At 42.5% G+C, this 20,043-nt stretch carries 20 protein-coding genes; 18 read left to right on the top strand and 2 right to left on the bottom strand.

All coding sequences use genetic code 11. The features are described 5' to 3' along the window. The first annotated feature begins 50 nt into the window (after positions 1-50). The 12 genes from QNI08_RS07520 to QNI08_RS07465 all read left to right on the top strand — a co-directional run bounded on the left by QNI08_RS07520 (position 51) and on the right by QNI08_RS07465 (position 12,362). Positions 51-1,193 carry an acyl-CoA dehydrogenase family protein gene (locus QNI08_RS07520; RefSeq protein ID WP_285766809.1) on the top strand — a complete coding sequence of 381 codons (1,143 nt, stop codon included), beginning with the start codon at positions 51-53 and terminating at the stop codon, positions 1,191-1,193. 96 nt (positions 1,194-1,289) lie between these two features. Next, entirely contained in the window at positions 1,290-2,930 is a 1,641-nt protein-coding gene (locus QNI08_RS07515; protein ID WP_483313753.1) for an AMP-binding protein, read from the top strand. Positions 2,931-2,947: 17 nt separating this feature from the next. Then, positions 2,948-4,297, top strand: coding sequence for an acetyl-CoA carboxylase biotin carboxylase subunit (locus QNI08_RS07510; protein WP_285766808.1), 1,350 nt, complete (start codon positions 2,948-2,950; stop codon positions 4,295-4,297). Between the two features lie 40 nt (positions 4,298-4,337). Next, complete coding sequence (locus QNI08_RS07505) at positions 4,338-4,550, top strand: acetyl-CoA carboxylase biotin carboxyl carrier protein subunit (RefSeq protein WP_285766807.1); 213 nt, start codon at positions 4,338-4,340, stop codon at positions 4,548-4,550. A 17-nt stretch (positions 4,551-4,567) separates the two neighbouring features. Further along, on the top strand, positions 4,568-5,467 hold the full coding sequence (locus QNI08_RS07500) for a hydroxymethylglutaryl-CoA lyase (RefSeq protein WP_285766806.1): 900 nt from the start codon (positions 4,568-4,570) through the stop codon (positions 5,465-5,467). Positions 5,468-5,487: 20 nt separating this feature from the next. After that, positions 5,488-6,270, top strand: coding sequence for an enoyl-CoA hydratase (locus QNI08_RS07495; protein WP_285766805.1), 783 nt, complete (start codon positions 5,488-5,490; stop codon positions 6,268-6,270). 23 nt (positions 6,271-6,293) lie between these two features. Then, the gene (locus tag QNI08_RS07490) at positions 6,294-7,823 is read left to right on the top strand and encodes an acyl-CoA carboxylase subunit beta (RefSeq protein WP_285766804.1); all 1,530 of its coding nucleotides are present in this window, start codon (positions 6,294-6,296) and stop codon (positions 7,821-7,823) included. 192 nt (positions 7,824-8,015) lie between these two features. Then, positions 8,016-8,780, top strand: a complete 765-nt coding sequence (locus QNI08_RS07485) for an NUDIX domain-containing protein (protein ID WP_285767122.1) — start codon at positions 8,016-8,018, stop codon at positions 8,778-8,780. A gap of 15 nt (positions 8,781-8,795) precedes the next feature. Continuing rightward, positions 8,796-9,350 carry a cysteine hydrolase family protein gene (locus QNI08_RS07480; RefSeq protein ID WP_285766803.1) on the top strand — a complete coding sequence of 185 codons (555 nt, stop codon included), beginning with the start codon at positions 8,796-8,798 and terminating at the stop codon, positions 9,348-9,350. 57 nt (positions 9,351-9,407) lie between these two features. Beyond that, positions 9,408-10,877 carry a nicotinate phosphoribosyltransferase gene (locus QNI08_RS07475; RefSeq protein WP_285766802.1) on the top strand — a complete coding sequence of 490 codons (1,470 nt, stop codon included), beginning with the start codon at positions 9,408-9,410 and terminating at the stop codon, positions 10,875-10,877. Positions 10,878-10,912: 35 nt separating this feature from the next. After that, complete coding sequence (nadE, locus tag QNI08_RS07470; protein WP_285766801.1) at positions 10,913-11,743, top strand: ammonia-dependent NAD(+) synthetase; 831 nt, start codon at positions 10,913-10,915, stop codon at positions 11,741-11,743. A 322-nt stretch (positions 11,744-12,065) separates the two neighbouring features. Further along, positions 12,066-12,362, top strand: coding sequence for a hypothetical protein (locus tag QNI08_RS07465; protein ID WP_285766800.1), 297 nt, complete (start codon positions 12,066-12,068; stop codon positions 12,360-12,362). A 53-nt stretch (positions 12,363-12,415) separates the two neighbouring features. On the opposite strand, the gene QNI08_RS07460 is transcribed toward QNI08_RS07465, so the two are convergent. Beyond that, entirely contained in the window at positions 12,416-12,826 is a 411-nt protein-coding gene (locus QNI08_RS07460) for a hypothetical protein (RefSeq protein WP_285766799.1), read from the bottom strand. 205 nt (positions 12,827-13,031) lie between these two features. On the opposite strand from QNI08_RS07460, the gene QNI08_RS07455 reads away from it, so the two are divergent. After that, the gene (locus QNI08_RS07455) at positions 13,032-13,280 is read left to right on the top strand and encodes a hypothetical protein (RefSeq protein WP_285766798.1); all 249 of its coding nucleotides are present in this window, start codon (positions 13,032-13,034) and stop codon (positions 13,278-13,280) included. A gap of 178 nt (positions 13,281-13,458) precedes the next feature. Further along, complete coding sequence (locus QNI08_RS07450) at positions 13,459-13,887, top strand: YwqH-like family protein (RefSeq protein WP_285766797.1); 429 nt, start codon at positions 13,459-13,461, stop codon at positions 13,885-13,887. A 735-nt stretch (positions 13,888-14,622) separates the two neighbouring features. Here QNI08_RS07450 and QNI08_RS07445 read toward each other — a convergent pair. Beyond that, positions 14,623-14,868, bottom strand: a complete 246-nt coding sequence (locus tag QNI08_RS07445; RefSeq protein WP_285766796.1) for a hypothetical protein — start codon at positions 14,866-14,868, stop codon at positions 14,623-14,625. Between the two features lie 201 nt (positions 14,869-15,069). Between QNI08_RS07445 and QNI08_RS07440 the strand changes: the two genes are divergently transcribed. From QNI08_RS07440 to QNI08_RS07425, 4 genes are all read left to right on the top strand, one after another. Beyond that, the gene (locus QNI08_RS07440) at positions 15,070-15,270 is read left to right on the top strand and encodes a hypothetical protein (RefSeq protein ID WP_285766795.1); all 201 of its coding nucleotides are present in this window, start codon (positions 15,070-15,072) and stop codon (positions 15,268-15,270) included. Between the two features lie 242 nt (positions 15,271-15,512). After that, on the top strand, positions 15,513-16,880 hold the full coding sequence (locus QNI08_RS07435) for a sigma-54 interaction domain-containing protein (RefSeq protein WP_285766794.1): 1,368 nt from the start codon (positions 15,513-15,515) through the stop codon (positions 16,878-16,880). A gap of 113 nt (positions 16,881-16,993) precedes the next feature. Next, entirely contained in the window at positions 16,994-17,974 is a 981-nt protein-coding gene (gene speB, locus QNI08_RS07430; RefSeq protein WP_285766793.1) for an agmatinase, read from the top strand. Positions 17,975-18,100: 126 nt separating this feature from the next. Continuing rightward, a complete protein-coding gene (locus QNI08_RS07425; RefSeq protein ID WP_285766792.1) occupies positions 18,101-19,492 on the top strand; it encodes a purine-cytosine permease family protein in 1,392 nt (463 codons plus the stop codon). Positions 19,493-20,043: the final 551 nt, after the last annotated feature.

Here is a 20,043-nt window from a genome sequence, read left to right as displayed (position 1 = left end):
CGAGTTGTACAGACCAACTAGTCGGTCTTAATAGAAAGGGGAAGTGTCAAATGGATTTCTCACTTACGAAAGAACAACAGATGATTAAGGAAATGGTTCGGGAATTTGCCGAAAAGGAAATCAAGCCAATTGCGATTGAATTGGATGCGAAATCGATGTTTGCCGAGGATGTATTTAAAAAAATGGGGAAACTCGGATTGCTGGGCATTCCTTTTCCCGAGGAATATGGTGGTTCGGGGGGCGATACGATTTCGTATGCCATCGCAGTCGAAGAAATCGGCAAGGCTTGCGGCGGAACTGGATTAAGCTATGCAGCTGCCGTTTCACTTGGTGCAAGTCCGCTTTATTATTTCGGCACCGAGGAACAGAAGCAAAAATACCTCGTTCCAATCACGACCGGCGAAACTCTGGCAGCGTTTGGATTGACCGAGCCGAATGCAGGATCTGATGCAGGCGGAACGAGAACGACCGCCAAATTGGATGGCGATGAATTTGTAATCAATGGTGAGAAAACCTGGATAACGAATGCCAGTTATTCAAGAACCATCACCGTTACCGCAGTATCGGGCAAGGATTCAAGGGGCAAGAACATCATCTCTGCATTCATCGTGCCAACCGATACGAACGGTCTTACGATCAATAGCAATTATGAAAAAATGGGGGTCCGTGCTTCCAATACATGTGAAATCATCCTTGATAATGTCCGCGTTCCGAAGAAGAACTTATTGGGCGATCCAGAGAAAGGGTTTAAACAGTTCTTATTCACACTGGATGGCGGAAGGATTTCGATTGCAGCTTTGGCAGTCGGCATTGCGCAGGCAGCCCTTGATAAGGCGTTGGCCTTTTCAAAAGAGCGAATCCAATTCGGGAAATCGATTTCTAATTTCCAGGCGATTCAATTCAAGCTTGCAGACATGGCGATGGAAATTGAATTGGCCAGGAATATGGTCTATAAGGCAGCCTGGTTGAAAGACATGAAAAAACCGTTTGCAAAGGAAGCGGCCTACGCCAAGTTATTTGCCAGTGAAACTGCATTCAGGGCCAGCAATCAAGCGATCCAAATCCATGGCGGCTCAGGTTATATGAGGGAATATGAAGTGGAACGTTATTTAAGGGATGCCAAGCTGCTGGAAATTGGCGAAGGCACATCTGAAATCCAAAGAATCGTGATCGCAAGGCAACTGGGGTGCTGATAACCGAACGCAGGTGAACCACAATGGGCAAATGGCAGATATTATCTCTACAGCAAGGAGCGTTCATTCTTACCTTTATTCGATAGGAGGAGTTTGATGTCTGATTTGCTAGATGTTACGATCGGAAAACTGCTTGAAATGACCGCGGAGCAATATGGGGATCATGAAGCGGTGGTTTACCATGAGCTGGGCCTACGCCATACTTACCGCGAATTTGAAAAGATTTGCAGGCAGGCGGCCAGAGGGTTCATGTCGCTGGGTATTAAAAAAGGGGAACATATTGCCATCTGGGCAACCAACAAGCCTGAATGGCTCATTTCCCAATTTTCCACGGCGAAAATGGGTGGGGTATTGGTTACGGTCAATACGAACTACCGCAAAAGTGAACTGGAATATCTGCTTAAGCAATCGGATTCGACGACGCTTATCCTGATGGAGCAATTCAAGGACCATTCCTATATGGATACACTGTATGAAATCATCCCGGAATTGAAAACTGCGAAACCAGGAAGTTTGCAATCTCGGAAACTGCCTAAATTGAAAAATATCATCGTTTTAGGCGAAACACGCTTCCCTGGAACAATATCATGGACGGAAGTCATGGATGGAAGCCACTCCATATCCGAGGAGGCCCTTGACGGAAGGATGGAGGAATTGACTCCAGGCGATGTTATCAATATGCAATACACCTCAGGGACGACAGGGTTTCCAAAAGGAGTAATGTTAACGCATTCAAATCTCGTCAATAACGGATTGAATGTTGCAGCATGCATGAAGCTTACCAAGAATGACAGGCTGTGCATCCCTGTTCCGCTGTTTCATTGTTTCGGCTGTTCACTCGGTACGATGGCCTCCGTTTCGGTTGGCGCGACCATGGTTCCCCTTGTGGAATTCAATCCCAGAATCGTCCTTCAGACGGTCGAAGCCGAAAAATGCACCGCGTTACACGGTGTTCCGACCATGTTCATTTCGGAGCTTAATCTCGAGGACTTCGACGAATATGATTTACGCTCTTTGCGGACCGGTATCATGGCAGGCTCGACCTGTCCGATCGAGGTCATGAAAAGCGTGGTCACCAAGATGGGGATTTCCGAAATAACGATCACATATGGGCAAACCGAATCGTCACCAGGCATCACCATGACCAGAACGGATGACCCGATAGAACTTCGCGTTTCTTCAGTGGGAAGGGCCCTGCCGAAAGTGGAAGTGAAGATTGTCGATCCGGCCACTGGCGAGGAGGTGCAAAGGGGAATGCAGGGGGAACTCTGTTCAAGGGGATATCATGTGATGAAGGGATATTACAATAATCGGGAAGCCACTGAGCTGGCAATTGACGGGGAAGGCTGGCTTCATACGGGTGATTTGGCGGTCATGGATGATAATGGCTACTGCAAAATAACAGGCAGGCTGAAAGATATGATCATTCGCGGCGGTGAAAATATTTATCCGCGTGAGATAGAGGAATTCCTCTATCAGCATCCGGCCATAGTTGATGTCCAGGTGCTAGGCGTCCCAGACCAGAAGTATGGGGAAGAAGTGGCGGCATGGATCATCTTGAAGCCGGGGGTAACTCTGACGGCGCAGGATGTGAAAGAATATTGCAAAGGGGAAATATCTTTTCATAAAATACCCCGGCACATACATTTCACAGACTCTTATCCAATGACCGCATCGGGAAAAATTCAAAAGTACAGGCTGCGACAGCAAACGCTTGACTTGCTTGGGACGCACTAATTTTAGGAGATGATCGGATGATTGGGAAAATTCTTATCGCAAACAGAGGGGAAATTGCATCACGCATAATCCGTACATGCAAGAAAATGGGCATTAGCACGGTTGCCGTCCATTCGGAAGCTGATGCCGATGCACCGTTTGTCGGCTTAGCGGATGAATCATATTCATTGGGCGGCTCGAGAGTACAGGAAAGCTACCTAAACGTCGAAAAGATTTTGGAAATCGCGAAAGATACCGGGGTGGAGGCGATTCATCCGGGATATGGGTTTTTGAGTGAAAATGCCGATTTTGCGCGTTCTTGCGAAGAAGCCGGTTTGATATTCATTGGTCCGAAGCCGGAAGTCATCCAGCAGATGGGCAATAAAGTGGAAGCACGGAAAAAGATGGAGCAAGCAGGCCTTCCATTGGTTCCAGGCTTTTCCCGGCCGCTGATTGATGCTGCTGAAGCGGCTGCAGTTGCCGAAAAAATCGGGTACCCCGTCATGTTGAAAGCGGCGGCTGGCGGCGGCGGTATCGGCATGCAGGCCGTATCCAATGAAGATGAGCTTTCGAAAGCGTTTGAAGGTAATCAAAAACGTGCCCAATTGTTTTTTGGCAATGGAGATATGTTCATCGAAAAGTTAATTGAAAAACCTCGTCATATCGAAATTCAGGTTTTGGCGGATACCTTTGGCAATGCCGTTTACTTATGGGAAAGGGAATGCTCCGTTCAAAGACGCCACCAAAAGGTTGTCGAGGAGGCTCCTTCGTCTTTCCTCGACGAAGAAACAAGGAACAAAATGGGGTTTGCCGCCGTTAAGGCGGTTAAGTCGATCGGCTATAGCAATGCAGGCACATTAGAATTTTTGGTTGATGGAGATAAAAATTTCTACTTCTTGGAGATGAATACCCGCCTTCAGGTCGAGCATCCTGTCACTGAAGAAATTACCGGATTGGATTTAGTCGAACAGCAAATCAACATTGCTTCGGGCAAAAAATTGGATTTCACGCAAGCGGAGATCAAAAAGGATGGGCATTCGATTGAAGTGCGCATATATGCCGAAGATCCCAAAACGTTTTATCCAGCACCAGGAACGATTACAAGCCTGAACCTCCCGAGCGGCAATGGTGTCCGTCATGAATTGGCGGTCCACGGAACATCCGTCGTGTCTCATTTCTATGACCCGATGATTGCTAAATTGGTGGTGAGCGGGGAATCGAGGGCTAAAGCCATCGAGAGATTAACAGAGGCGTTGGACAATTATAAAATAGAAGGCATTAAAACGAACCTTCCGCTCCTTTTGGAAATCATCTCCCATCAGGCATTTTCCAAAGGAGATACGACTACCGATTTCATCGACAAATACATTAAAAAAATGAAAGTCTAAAACATCGTTATACAACAAACATGATCAGGAGGAATGAAGGATGGCAGAATTAAAAGCAAGCATGGCAGGAAGCGTATGGAAAATCGTGGCGAATGAGGGGCAAAGTGTAACGGACGGGCAGGATATCGTCATCTTGGAATCGATGAAAATGGAAATACCCATTGCAGCGGAAGGAGCAGGCACCATTAAAGAGCTGAAAGTGAATGAAGGGGATTTTGTGAATGAGGGTGATGTATTGGCCATCATTGAATAAGCGGACGGAGGGATAAAATGAAATGGCCAGAAAAAGTGACAATCAAGGAAGTGGGTCCGCGTGATGGGCTGCAAAATGAAAAGGTCATCATACCTACGGAAAGCAAAATTGAATGGATCGATCAGCTCTCTGATACAGGTCTTTCCTATATAGAAGCTACATCCTTTGTCCATCCGAAGTGGATTCCCCAATTGAGCGATGCCTCGCTTGTGGCAAAGGGAATAAGACGCAATCCAACTATCACCTATGCCGCCCTCGTTCCGAATGAGAGGGGACTTGAGGCGGCACTTGAGGGGAAAATTGATGAAATTTCAGTTTTCATGTCATCAAGTGAAACTCATAATCTCAAAAACATCAATAAATCAATTTCCGATACCCTTCCCATATTGAAAAAGGTCATTCAAGCAGCGGCAAATAGCGGAAAATCGGTAAGGGGTTATGTTTCCACCGTTTTCGGCTGTCCATATGAAGGGGAAGTAACGATGGATCAAGTATTCCGGGTGTGTGATCAATTGTTTGACTACGGAATCAGTGAAGTATCACTGGGAGATACGATAGGTGTCGCTTCACCAAAGCAGGTTGCCTCGTTCCTTGAAGGGGCCGTCAAAAGATATGATAGTGAACGGATTGCCCTGCATTTCCATGATACTAGGGGCATGGCCTTGGCGAATGTTCTTCAAGCACTGGAGCATGGAGTCGTTACTTTCGATTCTTCGCTCGGTGGTTTGGGAGGATGTCCATATGCACCAGGTGCGAGCGGCAATGTTGCTACGGATGACCTCGTTCATATGCTACATAATATGGGGATCCAAACGGGAATAAATCAAGACAAACTAATCAAAGCGGCCTCGACAATGCAAACCTTTTTGGAGAAACCATTGCCTAGCCATCAGATGGCTGTATATAATGCGCAATAAAATGAATGGAGGGTGAATGGATGTCTACGTTGATTGATATAAGCCGTGACGATACGGGTATCGCCATCGTCACATTAAATCGTCCTGATGCTGCTAATGCATTATCGACAGAATTGCTTCATGGCCTGCTTGAAGCATTGAATGAATTGAAATTGGCAGCCGATTTACGGACGGTCATCATGACCGGTTCTGGTGAAAAGGCATTTTGTGCGGGTGCGGATCTGAAGGAACGAGCAGGGATGAATGAGGATGAAGTCAAGGAGACGGTCAAGCTGATCGGCGACACGATCACAGCTGTGGAGAACATGCCGGTGCCAGTCATTGCAGCCATAAACGGCTCTGCCTTTGGCGGAGGCCTGGAGCTTGCTCTCGCTTGTGACATTCGTCTCGCTTCGGATTCGGCAAAGATGGGGCTGACGGAAACGGCGTTAGGCATCATTCCTGGAGGCGGCGGTACTCAGCGACTGCCCCGAATCGTCGGAATGTCGACGGCCAAGGAGCTGATATATACAGCAAGGCGTTTGGATGCAGAAACAGCACATAAACTGAAAATCATCAGCCATTTATTTCCGGCGCAACAATTGATGGATGAGGCAAAAAAACTGGCAGCCGAAATTGCCCGCAACGCTCCATTAGCGCTCAGGGCGGCAAAAGCGGCGATAAATCAAGGAATGGATGCAACCTTAGAAGATGGACTGCGAATTGAAAACGATTGCTATCAAACCACTTTGAAAAGTCGTGACCGCCTGGAGGGCCTGGCAGCATTCAAGGAAAAGCGCAAACCGGTATTCACGGGTCAATGAGGTCAAATGAAGGAGGAAGATCGATGGTGACGACTGATAAATTAACGGAAACGGTAGAAACGATCAAAAAAGGCGGCCTGGAAAAATATCACCAGAAAAATGCTGAAAAAGGAAAGCTTTTCGTACGTGAACGTTTGGAGCTCTTATTTGATGAAGGGGTTGAAATAGAGGATGCCTTCTTTGCCAATTGTGCCAGTGATGGCCTCCCTTCGGATGGAGTCGTGACGGGAATAGGGAAAATTAACGGCAAGAGGGTCTGTGTCATGGCCAATGATTCGACCGTCAAAGCCGGATCTTGGGGAGCAAGGACCGTCGAGAAAATCATCCGCATTCAAGAAACGGCAGAAAAATTGCAGCTGCCGCTGTTATACCTAGTCGATTCAGCCGGGGCAAGAATTACCGATCAAGTGGAAATGTTTCCAGGACGCCGCGGTGCAGGACGCATTTTCTATAACCAAGTGAAATTATCCGGTAAAGTCCCGCAAATTTGTCTATTGTTTGGTCCTTCAGCCGCAGGAGGGGCATATATCCCAGCTTTTTGTGATATTGTCGTGATGGTTGAAGGGAATGCATCGATGTATTTAGGTTCACCGAGGATGGCGGAAATGGTCATTGGCGAAAAGGTGACCGAAGAGGAGATGGGCGGGGCTAAAATGCATTGCTCCGTTTCGGGCTGCGGAGATGTGTTGGTCAAATCGGAACAAGAGTCCATTGCGTTTGCCCGCAAATACTTAAGCTATTTTCCAGGAAATTATCAAGAAAAGCCTGCATCTGTGAAACCTGAACTTCCAGAGCAATTTGACAAGACGTTGGAGGACCTCATCCCCAAAAATCAAAATGCGCCTTTCAATATGTATGATTTAATTGACAGGGTGATTGACAGGCAATCGTTCTGTGAAATCAAAAAGCTTTTTGCCCCAGAATTGATTACTGGGCTTGCAAGGCTGAATGGGCAGACAATTGGCATCATCGCCAATCAGCCGCGTGTCAAGGGCGGTGTCCTGTTCCATGATTCAGCTGATAAAGCAGCGAAATTCATCAATTTATGTGATGCTTTCCATATACCGTTATTGTTCCTCGTGGATATCCCAGGGTTCATGATCGGGACGAAGGTCGAGCAGGCAGGCATCATTCGCCATGGTGCGAAAATGATTTCCGCCATGAGTGAAGCGACTGTTCCTAAGATCTCTGTCATTGTCCGTAAGGCTTATGGTGCGGGATTGTATGCCATGGCTGGCCCTGCCTTTGAACCGGATTGCGTGCTTGCACTGCCAACGGCACTGATTGCAGTAATGGGGGCGGAAGCTGCAGTCAATGCGGTTTATGCCAATAAAATCAATGCGATGGAAGCGGAAGAAAGACCAGCCTTCATCGCTCAAAAGCGAAACGAATACAATGAAGATATTGATATTTATCGTTTGGCCTCCGAGATGATCGTTGATGGCATCATCCAGCCCAATGACCTGCGTGCCGAACTGAGTGCCCGGTTTGAAGCGTATGGAAGCAAACAACTGACATTCACGGATCGCAAGCACGGAGTCTATCCAGTCTAATAAACATGAAAAAAAGTCCGGTCATAATGATCGGCTTTTTTTCATGCGTCAAAGCCGAAGTGAATGACTTTTCGGACAATATGAAAATTTCTTTCCGTTTGGAGTTGCGAAAACATTGATGAAGGAGTACTATAATTAGTAATTAAAGATTTACTAATTACTTAAGAGTAGTGAAAGAAAGTGAGAGTTGCCATGGTCCAGCATGAAAAAAAGAAATATATCACTCCGGATGGATACACTGCAGATATTGCGATTTTTACCATTACCACCAAGAAAACAGCTGAAAAGGCACCTCCTGAAATGTTTTTGAAGCTATTATTAATCAAACGTGCCACGAATGATAAAGAAGGAAACCCGAATGTCGAAGGAGATAAATGGGCTCTGCCTGGCGGCTTTGTGAATGCCAAGGAGACGGCCTATGAAGCCGCCAAACGTGAATTGAAGGAAGAAACGGGTATAGCGGGATTCCATGTCGAGCATTTCGGTGTTTATGACCGGCCCGGACGCGATCCGCGAGGCTGGATCATATCCAACGCCTTTTATGCCATCGTTCAGGAAGAGTTTCTCCATCATAGAAAAGCGAATGACGATGCCGCGGAGGTTGAATTGTTCACGGTACAGGAGGCTTTGCAATTGGAGCTTGCATTCGATCATGATTCAATCATCCAGGATGCAATGGATTTATTGAAAAAGGAAATGGTGCAAACGACAATAGCGCAAAAATTCCTGCCAGAAGAGTTTACTTTGTCTGAATTGCAGCGGGTTTTGCTGACGGCAAGAGATGATGCGAAGATCAGCGCGGACTCACTTTTTTATGCCAAGGCCCCTAAACTTCCGTTTTTGGAAAAAGTCTTGGATGAAAAAGGAATGCAGAAGAAAACAAAACGCAATTCGTATCGGCCATCACAACTATACCGATTTAATGCAGAGGTAGTCACGGACTCCATTTATTATTAAGGGGGAATGGGTGAAATGGGAAATAGGGCATTGATCAATATTGATTATACGTATGACTTTGTTGCGGATAAGGGTGCCTTGACCTGCGGGAAACCTGGCCAGGATATCGAGGAAGTACTTGTTGGTATAACAAATGAATTCATCCAAAATGGTGAGTACACCGTATTTGCCATTGATTTACATGATGAAGGAGACCGCTTTCATCCTGAAACGAATTTGTTTCCACTGCATAATATTAGGGGTACAATGGGAAGGGACTTATATGGAAAGTTAAAAGAAATTTATCAAGCAAATAAAAATCAAAAGAATGTTCATTATATAGATAAAACACGTTATTCGGCATTTGCAGGCACGGATCTTGATATCCGCTTAAGGGAGCGTCACATTTCGGAGGTGCATTTAGTTGGGGTTTGCACAGATATTTGCATTTTGCACACGGCTATCGACGCTTACAATTTAGGCTACAATATATATGTACATGAAAATGCAGTGGCTTCATTCAACGAACAAGGTCACGAATGGGCGCTTGGGCATTTTAAAGGATCTCTTGGAGCAACCATTCTATCATAGCCAACACGCAACAGAATAGAAGGGAAGCATCCGCTTCTCTTTTGGGAGGAACTATCCATGGAAAAAAAGTATAATGACGACAGTTACGCCTTACACACCGATCTGTACCAAATCAATATGGCCCAAACATACTGGCAGGATAAAACGCATGAACGAAAGGCCGTTTTCGAAATATTTTTCAGAAAGCTTCCATTCAACAGCGGGTATGCGATTTTTGCGGGGCTTGAAAAGATCGTTCATTACCTACAAAACTTTTGCTTCTCTGAAAGTGATATCAATTATTTGAAAAACGTGCTGCATTATGATGAAGAGTATTTGGATTATTTGCAAAACATCCGTTTCACGGGGACGATCCGCTGCATGAAGGAAGGGGAGCTCGTCTTTGGCAATGAACCGATATTGCGGGTGGAGGCGCCTCTTGGTGAGGCCCAGCTCATTGAAACGGCATTACTGAACATTGTGAACTATCACACACTCGTAGCTACCAAGGCCTCGCGTATCAAACAGGTCATTGGGGACGAATCCGCCCTTGAATTCGGTTCAAGAAGGGCACAAGAAATGGATGCGGCCATTTGGGGAGCGAGGGCAGCCTATCTTGCCGGCTTCGATTCTACAAGTAATGTACGTGCGGGTAAACTGTTTGGCATTCCGGTTTCAGGAACACATGCCCATTCGATGATCCAAGCCTACAAGGATGAATATACTGCATTCCATAAATATGCCGTTTCCCATAAGGATTGCGTTTTTCTCGTCGATACGTATGACACATTGCGCTCTGGCATCCCAAATGCAATCCGTGTCGCCAAAGAACTGGGGGATAAAATCAATTTCATCGGCGTCCGTCTTGACAGCGGAGACTTGGCTTACTTATCGAAGGAAGCCAGGCGCATGCTTGATGCTGCTGGTTTCCATGATGCAAAGATTGTCGCCTCCAATGATTTGGATGAATACACGATCATCAACTTGAAGCAACAAGGCGCCAGGATTGACATATGGGGGATCGGAACCAAATTGATCACGGCTTATGACCAGCCAGCATTGGGTGCCGTGTATAAAATGGTTTCAATAGAGGGTGAAGATGGGAATATGAGAGATACCATCAAAATTTCTTCAAACCCTGAAAAAGTTACGACACCTGGATTGAAGCGGGTATATCGGATCATCAATAAAGTCAATCACCATGCAGAAGGCGACTATCTGGCCATGGAATATGAAAAACCGCAGGAGCAGGAAAAGTTAAAAATGTTCCATCCTGTCCATACCTTCCTAAGTAAATTCGTCACGGATTTCGATGCGGTAGATTTGCATGAGAATATTTTCGAGGATGGCCGCTTGATCTATGAATTGCCATCCATTGATGATATAAAGGCCTTTACCAAAAAGAACCTTCAAGTACTATGGCCGGAATACCTACGTGCACTTAATCCTGAAGAATACCCTGTGGACCTTAGCCAGGATTGTTGGGATAACAAGATGAGGAACATTGATGAAGTTAAAGCAAATGTAGAGAGAATGCTAACGAAATGATCAATCAATTTTAACTCGAAAGAAGGTCAATGCGAATGCGTCCATTACAAAAAGAAATCATAAAGAAATTGCTTGTTCAACCAACGATCGATCCTGAAGTTGAATTCAGGAAAAGCGTGGATCTCCTGAAAGGATATCTGAAGAAAAATACATTTCTGAAAAGCTTTATCCTTGGAATTTCCGGAGGGCAGGATTCGACTCTGGGAGGTTTCATCGCCCAGACAGCTGTCAATGAGCTGAATGAAGAAACGCAGGGCAATGAATATAAGTTTATCGCTGTAAGCCTACCATATGGCGTCCAGGCTGATGAGGATGATAGGCAACTGGCATTGAAATTCATCAAGCCAAGCCAGACAGTCACCGTCAACATCAAGGCTGCCGTCGATGCATCCGTGCAGGCTGTGGAAGACGCCGTGTCAGAAAAACTTTCCCATTTTTTAAAGGGCAATGTTAAGGCACGTGAACGAATGAAGGTTCAGTATGATTTAGCCGGCCTATATAAAGGTGTCGTGCTGGGAACAGACCATGCAGCCGAGGCCATTACTGGTTTCTTCACGAAACACGGCGACGGAGCTGCCGATCTTATTCCTTTATATCGATTGAACAAAAGGCAAGGAAAGGAAATCCTGAAATTCGTCGGTGCTCCCGAGCGTCTTTATATGAAGATTCCAACTGCCGATTTGGAGGATGACAAACCGCTGATCCCTGATGAGGTGGCCTTGGGCGTTAGCTACGATGAAATCGATGATTATCTTGAAGGAAAGGAAATCAGGACGGAAGCTGCCGAAATCATTGAAGGATGGTATACTAAAACCGAACATAAACGGAACGAAGCCATTAACGTCTACGATACTTGGTGGAAATAAAAGGCCCCTTTAACCTTTGAATATAAATCCCGCATCCAGTTTTTGATGATGCGGGATTTTCTTAAGCACCCCCCCTATTTATTGAACAGAAAAGGGCGGTCATATGTCCAATTTCAATAAGGAACTAGCTGCATTGATTAAGAACGGGATTTCTCTGGTGTCAGACAAAAGCTGATGGTAATAGAAAACAACGGGCACCAAAGCAGTTTTTAAGAAGAAAATGGCCGATCAAAGAATTTGTATAGTTAATTAACTTGAAGTAGAGTATATTTAATATACATGAATCTAACTGGTAATTTAGGGTGGAGGGTCTTTTTACGTTATGAAGGCAAGATATGAATTGGCAAACATGAACTTAACATTAAGTAATGTCACTTTGCGTAATGCAGCCGATAGTTATGTTCTCTTGAAAGCGGCAGATGAACAAAAGAATGAAATCACGATCAAGCTTTCACATGCCCAAGCTGAATTTTTAGAAGCGGAATTACGGGAAGTGAATCGCCGTCGCCGGGAAAATGGTCCCGATGTAATAGGATATGATCGGGAACAATTTGAGGACGACGATTCGTTCAACTTATTCAGTATTGATTTATTTAATGAACCTGACCCGAAGGAATGAACGGTCATCGGGTGTTCATTATTGCCGACAAAGCTAAGCAAGGTGACACTTCGTTACCTTTTTTTTGATTGCGTGAGGAATTTCTTTATCAGGAGGAATATTGATGACGCCATCGCAAAAAACAGGAAAAATACGATAAAGCCCCATAGGCCGACTGCAGCATCCTGAAATTCCATATTGCCCCTGCTCGTAAGGGCTTGCTGTATTTCGATTGCAAACACCAACACGACCATGACCGTAAAGGTATATAGAAAAGACAGTATAGTAATCCCGAAGCGCAGCCGGGAAATGATGGTCGATAAAATTAATACGAACAAAAAGATGACGATACCGATGATTCCCATGATCCAAAAATGGAGATCTTTGTCCGTGGCGTTTGAATGTAACGTGTCACTCACAAAAAATAGGATGAAATCGTGAAGATTATTAACGATCTCTGCTAATATCTCAATGAACTCTTTCATTTTTTACACCTCCAATCCATAGATTATAGCAGGTTATAAAACTATATAGAAGAGGAAGGACTGGCCATGACAAACCCACCATATTAGAAAGCGGGTGTTCCATATTTCCAATATAATCATGTCCCTTGCGATCTTGGCAATGATCGTTTTGGTTGGCGTCGTTATTTATAAGATTATGAAAAAATGATTTGTTGGAGGATACGTAATGAATGAGAGACAAGATCATGAATTAACGATCATTGATTTTATGAAAACGGGACATCATACATGTTTTGTACAGGTATCCGGTTTCGATGCTGAATATAAAAAAAAATTTGAAGGTGAGGTAAAGTTTGTCGGTGATGTGCCTTATGGTGACTTGATACATTCCCAAAGGTCACATGTATCTAGCAGCTGCAGGGAGTTCATCCGGGAAGATTTGATTTATAGGCATAAGGGAAGGCAGTTTGAATAAACCTTGTTTAAGAATGGCAACGAAACAGGGATAAATAGATTAGGAAGCTTGTGGGATATTAAGACAATTCTCGCTGTCACCCGACAAAATAGCATAATTTTCCCTATTCAAAATCCAAACTATAATTCCTATAATGGTTAAAAGGGCAAGAATATACTATTTTTTTGAGGTGAGTTTCATGGCTTATGCAGATATATTGAGTAATATGCACTCTGCAATCTCCAGTAAAAAAGCTATCATAAATGGAAAAATTGAACGCCTAGTTAAGGCGAAAAACGATATTATGGACGAACAGAGTATGTGCCTACACGAAATCAGGAAAATCAAGGACCCTGAGTTAGGAAAAAGCTGGACGGGTGAACGCTCGGATCAATTTCAGGAAGCACGCCATAACGCTTATCAGGCGATGTACGATGTCATACATGATGATTATGATGATTATCAATGGAAAATCGAAGCGATGATCACCAAGCTCAATGCCGAGGATACGCTTCTGAGTATTGCTGGGAATATAGCCCATGAAGCCGACCAGCTCTTAACCAAAGGCGAAGAAGCAATCGAACAAGTTGAAAGTAAAATTGCCGATTTAAAACGGCGGTTGTTTTAACGCCAATACTCAAAGAATGAATGCAAGTTTGGTTAATAAACTCACCGTATTGACCGATAAATATAAAATCTCGTAGAATAAACCCGTCAATTTGGTTGATAAATCTTCAATATCGCAGATAATCTGGCCAAATTGATCGATAAATCTTCAATCTCGTAGATAAACTGCCCAAATTGGTCGATAAATCTTTAATCTCGCAGAAAAACCCGTCAATTTGATCGATAAATCTTCAATCTCGCAGAAAAACCCGTCAATTTGATCGATAAATCTTCAATATCTCAGATAAACCCGTTAATTTGATCGATAAATCTTCAATAAAGCAGAAAAACCCGCCAACTTGGTTCATTTATCTTTAATTTTGCAGTTACAGCGATAACAGGATATTTCAGGGATAAAATTGACATTAGGGTAAAAAGTATTTTAAATGTATGGCTACTTGTCCACACCTTCCATCAGTCCAAGCATATACAATAGTAAGGAGGGTGTTACAATGAGAACAAATTGTTGTTATGTGGAGAAATGTTATGAGAAAAATGACCCTTGTACAGTATGGGTTCCGAAAAAATGTTGCAAATGCAATAAATGCAAAAGCAATCACCGGTATTAATGATAAATGAGTGAGGCAGCTGTGTGAGGCAGTTGTTAAGCAGGGACGGTCGGAGAGACTGTCCTTTTTTTATGCTGTTATCATGTGGAAAAGAAAAAACACCCCAATATGATAACTGAGTGTTTTCGTTAATCCTTTTTTAAAATTTCCCGGCTTTGTTCGATGATTTCTTTGTTTTTATTAATGGCTTCCACATTATTATACTTCACATGATCCGTAATCAAATCATTATCTTCCATATATTCAAGTAGCAATTCGACTGATTTATCCAATAACTTTTCCAGTTGGATGTCCCTTTCTTCTGCCAGACGAGTGAGCCGGATATGTAAATGTGTTGCAAGTGATGAAACGAGTGGATCTCTTCCTTGATTCAAGTTCATTCCCCCTTTACCATGACTAGTTCCATTATATGACTCCAAGAGCTCAAAGGCAAAATAAAGTCATGGTTCAAAGCTTATTCATATTACGAAGAGCAATTAGGGGGAATGGTAATAAGAGGGTTAAGATGCAAGGAACTCCTTTTGAAAGTTAAATACTGTATAATGAAGGTATATTTTCATTAGGAGGGAATTCATTTGGACCATACCGGCAGTTTAATTGGGCTTTTTGCAATAGTACCGATATTGTTGTACTTAGGCCTTCTTGTTCTGAGTATTTATTTTGTTATAAAGATCATAAAATTCATCAATGCCAAAACTAAATTAGATCAGCAAAGAAATGAGAAGCTTGATGAACTGATCAAGGTTATTGGTAACGGTAAGGAAAAACCGTTATAACAGATATGAAGCACAATCCGCTTATGGGTTGTGCTTTTCTATTTTTTGGCTTGAAAGAACGAACGTGGCATGTAAACAATTTTTTAGCTTCCATGCCAATTAAGTAGAGAATACCTCTAAATAGGAAAGGGAAAAACATGATATAGAAAGAAGTGACTCGCTCATTTACTTTATGTGCTAATATAAGAATAAATTATCAGTCAATTATGAATAGTCGGTAATCAGTAATGACTAGGAGGTAAATGATGGATGTACATAAAAACTTTTCTATACTTTTAAAGCATATTTTGGAACATTCTTTTGATGAAATCTTTATTGCTGACGCATTGGGCAATATTTTATACACAAGCCAAACCACCGAAAAAATGTTTGGAATTCCATATAAACCAAAAACGCTTCAAAATATATTTGACCTCGAAAAAAGTGGCGTGTTTTCTCCCTCCGTCATTGCGAATGTGTTGAGGAGCGGAAGAAAAGAAACCCTTATACAAGAAACTATCCATAATAGAAAAACGATCATCTCAGGCTATCCTATCCATGATGACGATGGAATTTTGATTGGAGCGCTTAGTTTCTCAAGAGATATAACGGAATTTGAATACTTGAAAAATGAAAACGAACAGGTTGCAAAAGCTGTACAGCTATACAAAAAAGAAATCGAAAAATTAAAAAAACAGGCGATTAGCACCCTTTTCCCTAATCATGAAAAAATGGGTAAAGTGCTTGATGTCATTTCGAAAATAACTGATTTGGATGTAACGGTTTTGTTAGTTGGCGAGTCGGGGGTTGGTAAAAATCGAATCGCACGAATGATACATGAAATGTCCAAAAGAAGCATACAGCCTTTTATCGAAGTAAACTGTGGCGCCATACCAGAATCATTAATTGAGTCTGAATTATTCGGCTATGAAGAAGGGGCTTTTACAGGGGCAAAAAAGGGTGGAAAACCCGGCTATTTTGAAGCTGCGGGGGGAGGGACGTTAATCCTGGATGAGATTGGAGAGCTTCCAATGAACCTACAAGTAAAATTATTGTCTGTTTTACAAAACAAATCATTGATGAGAATAGGAGGAAGTAAGTCCGTTCAAGTTACTTGCAGGATAATTTGTGCAACCAATCAAAATTTAGAAGAACTTATACATGCAAAGCAGTTCAGAGAGGATCTTTATTATCGTATAAATATCGTTAAAATCATAATTCCGCCTCTCAGGGAGAGACGGGAAGAAATCATATCCTTGATTTTTGATATTACCAAAGAAATGAATAAGAAATATGCCATGAATAAACGGTTTACTCCAGCCATGCTTGCTTGGATCGGTCAACAAGAATGGAAGGGGAATATTAGAGAGTTGCGTAATTTCATAGAAAAAGCAGTGATCACCTCTAGCGATGAAGAGATTGATCTCGAGATGAATGGTGAAGATTTTGCACAAATTTCAGGAAAGAAAGTGGAAGAAACCACTTTGCAACAGTATATGGAAGCTATCGAAAAGGAGTTTATTATGCGCATGTATCAAAAATACCCCAGCAGTATTAAGCTTGCAGAAAAATTGAATATTAGCCAGTCGACAGCCAATAGAAAAATACAAAAATATATTGAAGAGCGATAGTCACTTTTGACTATATCTTCTTATAAATACTGACGATTCAGCATGGCATGGAAATTGCTTTTCATTAGTTTAATTACATTTTAGTGTAATTACACTTTGAAGGAGGCAATTACATGTCTAATAGAAAAGAAATCCTTAATCTTCCCTTTACCGGGATTTGTACGTTTGGAAAATACCCGATTTGTACGGACCTCGATCAACTTGATGCAGATGTAGCTGTCATTGGTGTTCCAAATGATATGGGTACACAATGGAAATCAGGAGCTAGAATGGGTCCCCGGGGAATACGTGAAGGATCTACATTATATAGCTTCGGATTGGACGGTGCCTATGATATCGAAAAAGACATGATGTATCTAGGTCCCGATTGGAAAGTTGTCGATTGTGGCGATGTGGATATGGTACATGGAGATTTACTGCAGTGTATGGAAAATACAGAAGAAGCCATAAAAAAAATTATTTCAAAAGGGGCGATGCCAGTTATTTTAGGCGGCGATCACTCTATTACGATTCCAGTTGGAAAGGGATTAGCTGAAGCGGGACCATTCCATGTTATTCAAATAGATGCTCATTTGGATTGGGCGGATCATCGCTCAGGGCAACGGTATGGCCATGGAAGCTGCATTCGGCGATTGTCCGAAATGGATTATGTGGATAAGATTTTCCAGTTTGGTATTCGTGGAATCAGCAGTAGCAAAAAGGAAGATGTTGATGCTGCAAGAGAATATGGCAGTGTAATATTATCACCGCGTCAAATGAGAAAATTGGGTATAGAAAGCGTAATAGAACGAATTCCAGCCGGGGAACGCTATTTCATTACCATCGATATTGATGGTTTGGATCCTTCAATAGCTCCTGCAACCGGAACTCCTTCTCCAGGAGGTCTTATTTATGATGAGGTAAATGAATTACTCGAAGGAATAGCGAAAAGGGGGCAGGTCATTGGGTTTGATATGGTCGAAGTAGCACCTCCATATGACCATGCGGGTATGACTGGGCAAGTAGCAGCACGGCTTACTTTAGACTTAATGAGTTTTATTTTAAAGGAAAGAGAGATAGTGAGTGGGACAACGACTGGAAAAATTTCCTTGTGACTTTTAAAATAAATCATTGCTTGATTGGGCTCTTATGACATAGAAACGACTTTCTATGGAAATCTTTTCAATCGATTCGACGGCCGTTTCACAGGGAACTTACCAAATAGGACCGGAGGGGTGTCTATGAAAGTAGAGACAAGGAGCATTGAGTATATTCCCGAAAATGAACGTCATGGGAAGGCAAGAGGGTTATTCCCAGTTTGGTTTAGTGCCCAAATGCATTTGACCACCCTAGTGACGGGAGCCTTATGCATTAGTTTTGGATTAAATCTTTTCTGGAGTGTAATGGCAATCATTACAGGGAATGTAATTGGAGCCGTTTTTATGGCCTCTCACTCTGCACAAGGGCCGAAACTTGGTATTCCACAAATGATACAAAGCCGGGCGCAATTCGGTGTTGTTGGGGCTGTAATCCCGTTATTACTTGTCATATTTATGTATTTAGGATTCTTTGCGAGCAGCGGTTTGTTAGGTGCTCAAGTATTGAGCAACTCATTATCCATTGATTTGACATGGAGTATTATCATGATGAATGGAATCACTTTCATTGTTACGATGATAGGCCATGACTTAATTCATAAAATGCAGAAATATTTATCATGGTTCTTTTTGATCATATTCTTAGCTGCGACAATAGTCGTCTTCAAATTGCCCATACCAGCAGAAAGCTGGTCACCGTCTGGATTTGAATTTTCAACTTTCATGTTATGCGTCAGTATTGTGGCTACCTGGCAGCTCTCATTTGCTCCATATGTTGCCGACTACTCGAGGTATTTACCGATTGACACCCCTCCAGCTAAAACATTTTGGTATACGTACACAGGATCCGTCATCGGAACCGTCTGGATGATGCTGTTAGGAGTCCTTTTAGCTGTTGCCATTCCTGGTTACCTTGATAACCCAGGAACTAACTTGTCCCAATTGCTTGGTAATGGTTTTGTGTTTATTATGCTTCTAGCGATTTTTTTAGGCCAGCTCTCCATCAATGTGTTCAATTTGTACGGTGCTTTCATGTCAACAGTATCAACGATTGAGCCTTTTACAAACTTGAAGGTATCGCCAAAAGTAAGAATGTTTTTTGTCTTAAGCATCACTATAATCGGAACCTTGTTAACAGTAATCGGAAAAGGTAATTTCTTGGAGTATTTCACCAACTTTATATTATTGATCAGTTACTTTTTAATCCCCTGGACGGCCATTAATCTCGTTGATTATTATGTACTTCGCAGGGGAGAGTACAATATCAAGGACATGTTTGATTTAAACGGACAGTATGGAAGGGTAAATTGGATTACAACCTTCTCATTTTTACTATCCATCATAGTTGAAATCCCTTTTATCAATACATCTATCTTTGTCGGCCCGATTGCCCAATCTTTAGGCGGTGCTGATCTTGCATGGATTGTAGGGCTAATCGTTCCATCTTTTCTCTATTATGTCATGATGAAAAGAAAATTTTATCATTCATCGAAAGTTTCACTCAGTGATAGAAAACCTACTAATCTCCTAAGGTAATACTGAGAAATGGATGAATGAAATGTAATCACACGCTTCAAATAAAATTAGTGAGTGAAATAGAAAGATAAAAGCCTACATGCCGATGAAAGGGATGTAGGCTTTTATTGAATTAATATTATTGCATGACTAAAAATGTATACTACTGTTGATTTACCACTCATGTTATTTTACACGGAATAAAGCTTTTGTGTTATCAACCGTCCATTCATTACTGAATCACCATTTTTAGCTGGATATGTTATTTTGTGATTACTCCAAAAATTAACAGAAACCTTACGTAAAGCAATTTTACTAGTTTGCTCCCCTTTTTTCTTCTTTATATTATAGATGTTACACCTGTTTTTCACTTATGTTTTTCAAAGCTTTTTCCAGAAGCCCGAGCTATGTTTGAACGATCTACCACCCAGCCGATGTTCCTCGCTTTTACACAAAATTCAACAAAACTCTTGAAATTCGGTAAAAATTGTTTCATAATTAAGAAAACGCATACAATGAATAGCCAGTTTATTAACGATTAAGAATAGACCATTTTTAATCTACCTTAATGA

Source organism: Peribacillus folii, assembly GCF_030271255.1.
In the GTDB taxonomy this organism is placed as follows: domain Bacteria; phylum Bacillota; class Bacilli; order Bacillales; family DSM-1321; genus Peribacillus.
Note: the sequence above shows the minus strand (reverse complement) of the source record. Positions and strands in the feature narration are given on the sequence as shown.

Coding starts and splice junctions, on each gene's coding strand:
- QNI08_RS07520 (WP_285766809.1), top strand. CDS start 51: ATGGATTTCTCACTTACGAAAGAACAACAGATGATTAAGGAAATGGTT.
- QNI08_RS07490 (WP_285766804.1), top strand. CDS start 6,294: ATGGTGACGACTGATAAATTAACGGAAACGGTAGAAACGATCAAAAAA.
- QNI08_RS07465 (WP_285766800.1), top strand. CDS start 12,066: ATGAAGGCAAGATATGAATTGGCAAACATGAACTTAACATTAAGTAAT.
- QNI08_RS07475 (WP_285766802.1), top strand. CDS start 9,408: ATGGAAAAAAAGTATAATGACGACAGTTACGCCTTACACACCGATCTG.
- QNI08_RS07435 (WP_285766794.1), top strand. CDS start 15,513: ATGATGGATGTACATAAAAACTTTTCTATACTTTTAAAGCATATTTTG.
- QNI08_RS07505 (WP_285766807.1), top strand. CDS start 4,338: ATGGCAGAATTAAAAGCAAGCATGGCAGGAAGCGTATGGAAAATCGTG.
- QNI08_RS07495 (WP_285766805.1), top strand. CDS start 5,488: ATGTCTACGTTGATTGATATAAGCCGTGACGATACGGGTATCGCCATC.
- QNI08_RS07450 (WP_285766797.1), top strand. CDS start 13,459: ATGGCTTATGCAGATATATTGAGTAATATGCACTCTGCAATCTCCAGT.
- QNI08_RS07460 (WP_285766799.1), bottom strand. CDS start 12,826: ATGAAAGAGTTCATTGAGATATTAGCAGAGATCGTTAATAATCTTCAC.
- speB (WP_285766793.1), top strand. CDS start 16,994: ATGTCTAATAGAAAAGAAATCCTTAATCTTCCCTTTACCGGGATTTGT.
- nadE (WP_285766801.1), top strand. CDS start 10,913: ATGCGTCCATTACAAAAAGAAATCATAAAGAAATTGCTTGTTCAACCA.
- QNI08_RS07485 (WP_285767122.1), top strand. CDS start 8,016: ATGGTCCAGCATGAAAAAAAGAAATATATCACTCCGGATGGATACACT.
- QNI08_RS07515 (WP_483313753.1), top strand. CDS start 1,290: ATGTCTGATTTGCTAGATGTTACGATCGGAAAACTGCTTGAAATGACC.
- QNI08_RS07455 (WP_285766798.1), top strand. CDS start 13,032: ATGAATGAGAGACAAGATCATGAATTAACGATCATTGATTTTATGAAA.
- QNI08_RS07480 (WP_285766803.1), top strand. CDS start 8,796: ATGGGAAATAGGGCATTGATCAATATTGATTATACGTATGACTTTGTT.
- QNI08_RS07425 (WP_285766792.1), top strand. CDS start 18,101: ATGAAAGTAGAGACAAGGAGCATTGAGTATATTCCCGAAAATGAACGT.
- QNI08_RS07510 (WP_285766808.1), top strand. CDS start 2,948: ATGATTGGGAAAATTCTTATCGCAAACAGAGGGGAAATTGCATCACGC.
- QNI08_RS07500 (WP_285766806.1), top strand. CDS start 4,568: ATGAAATGGCCAGAAAAAGTGACAATCAAGGAAGTGGGTCCGCGTGAT.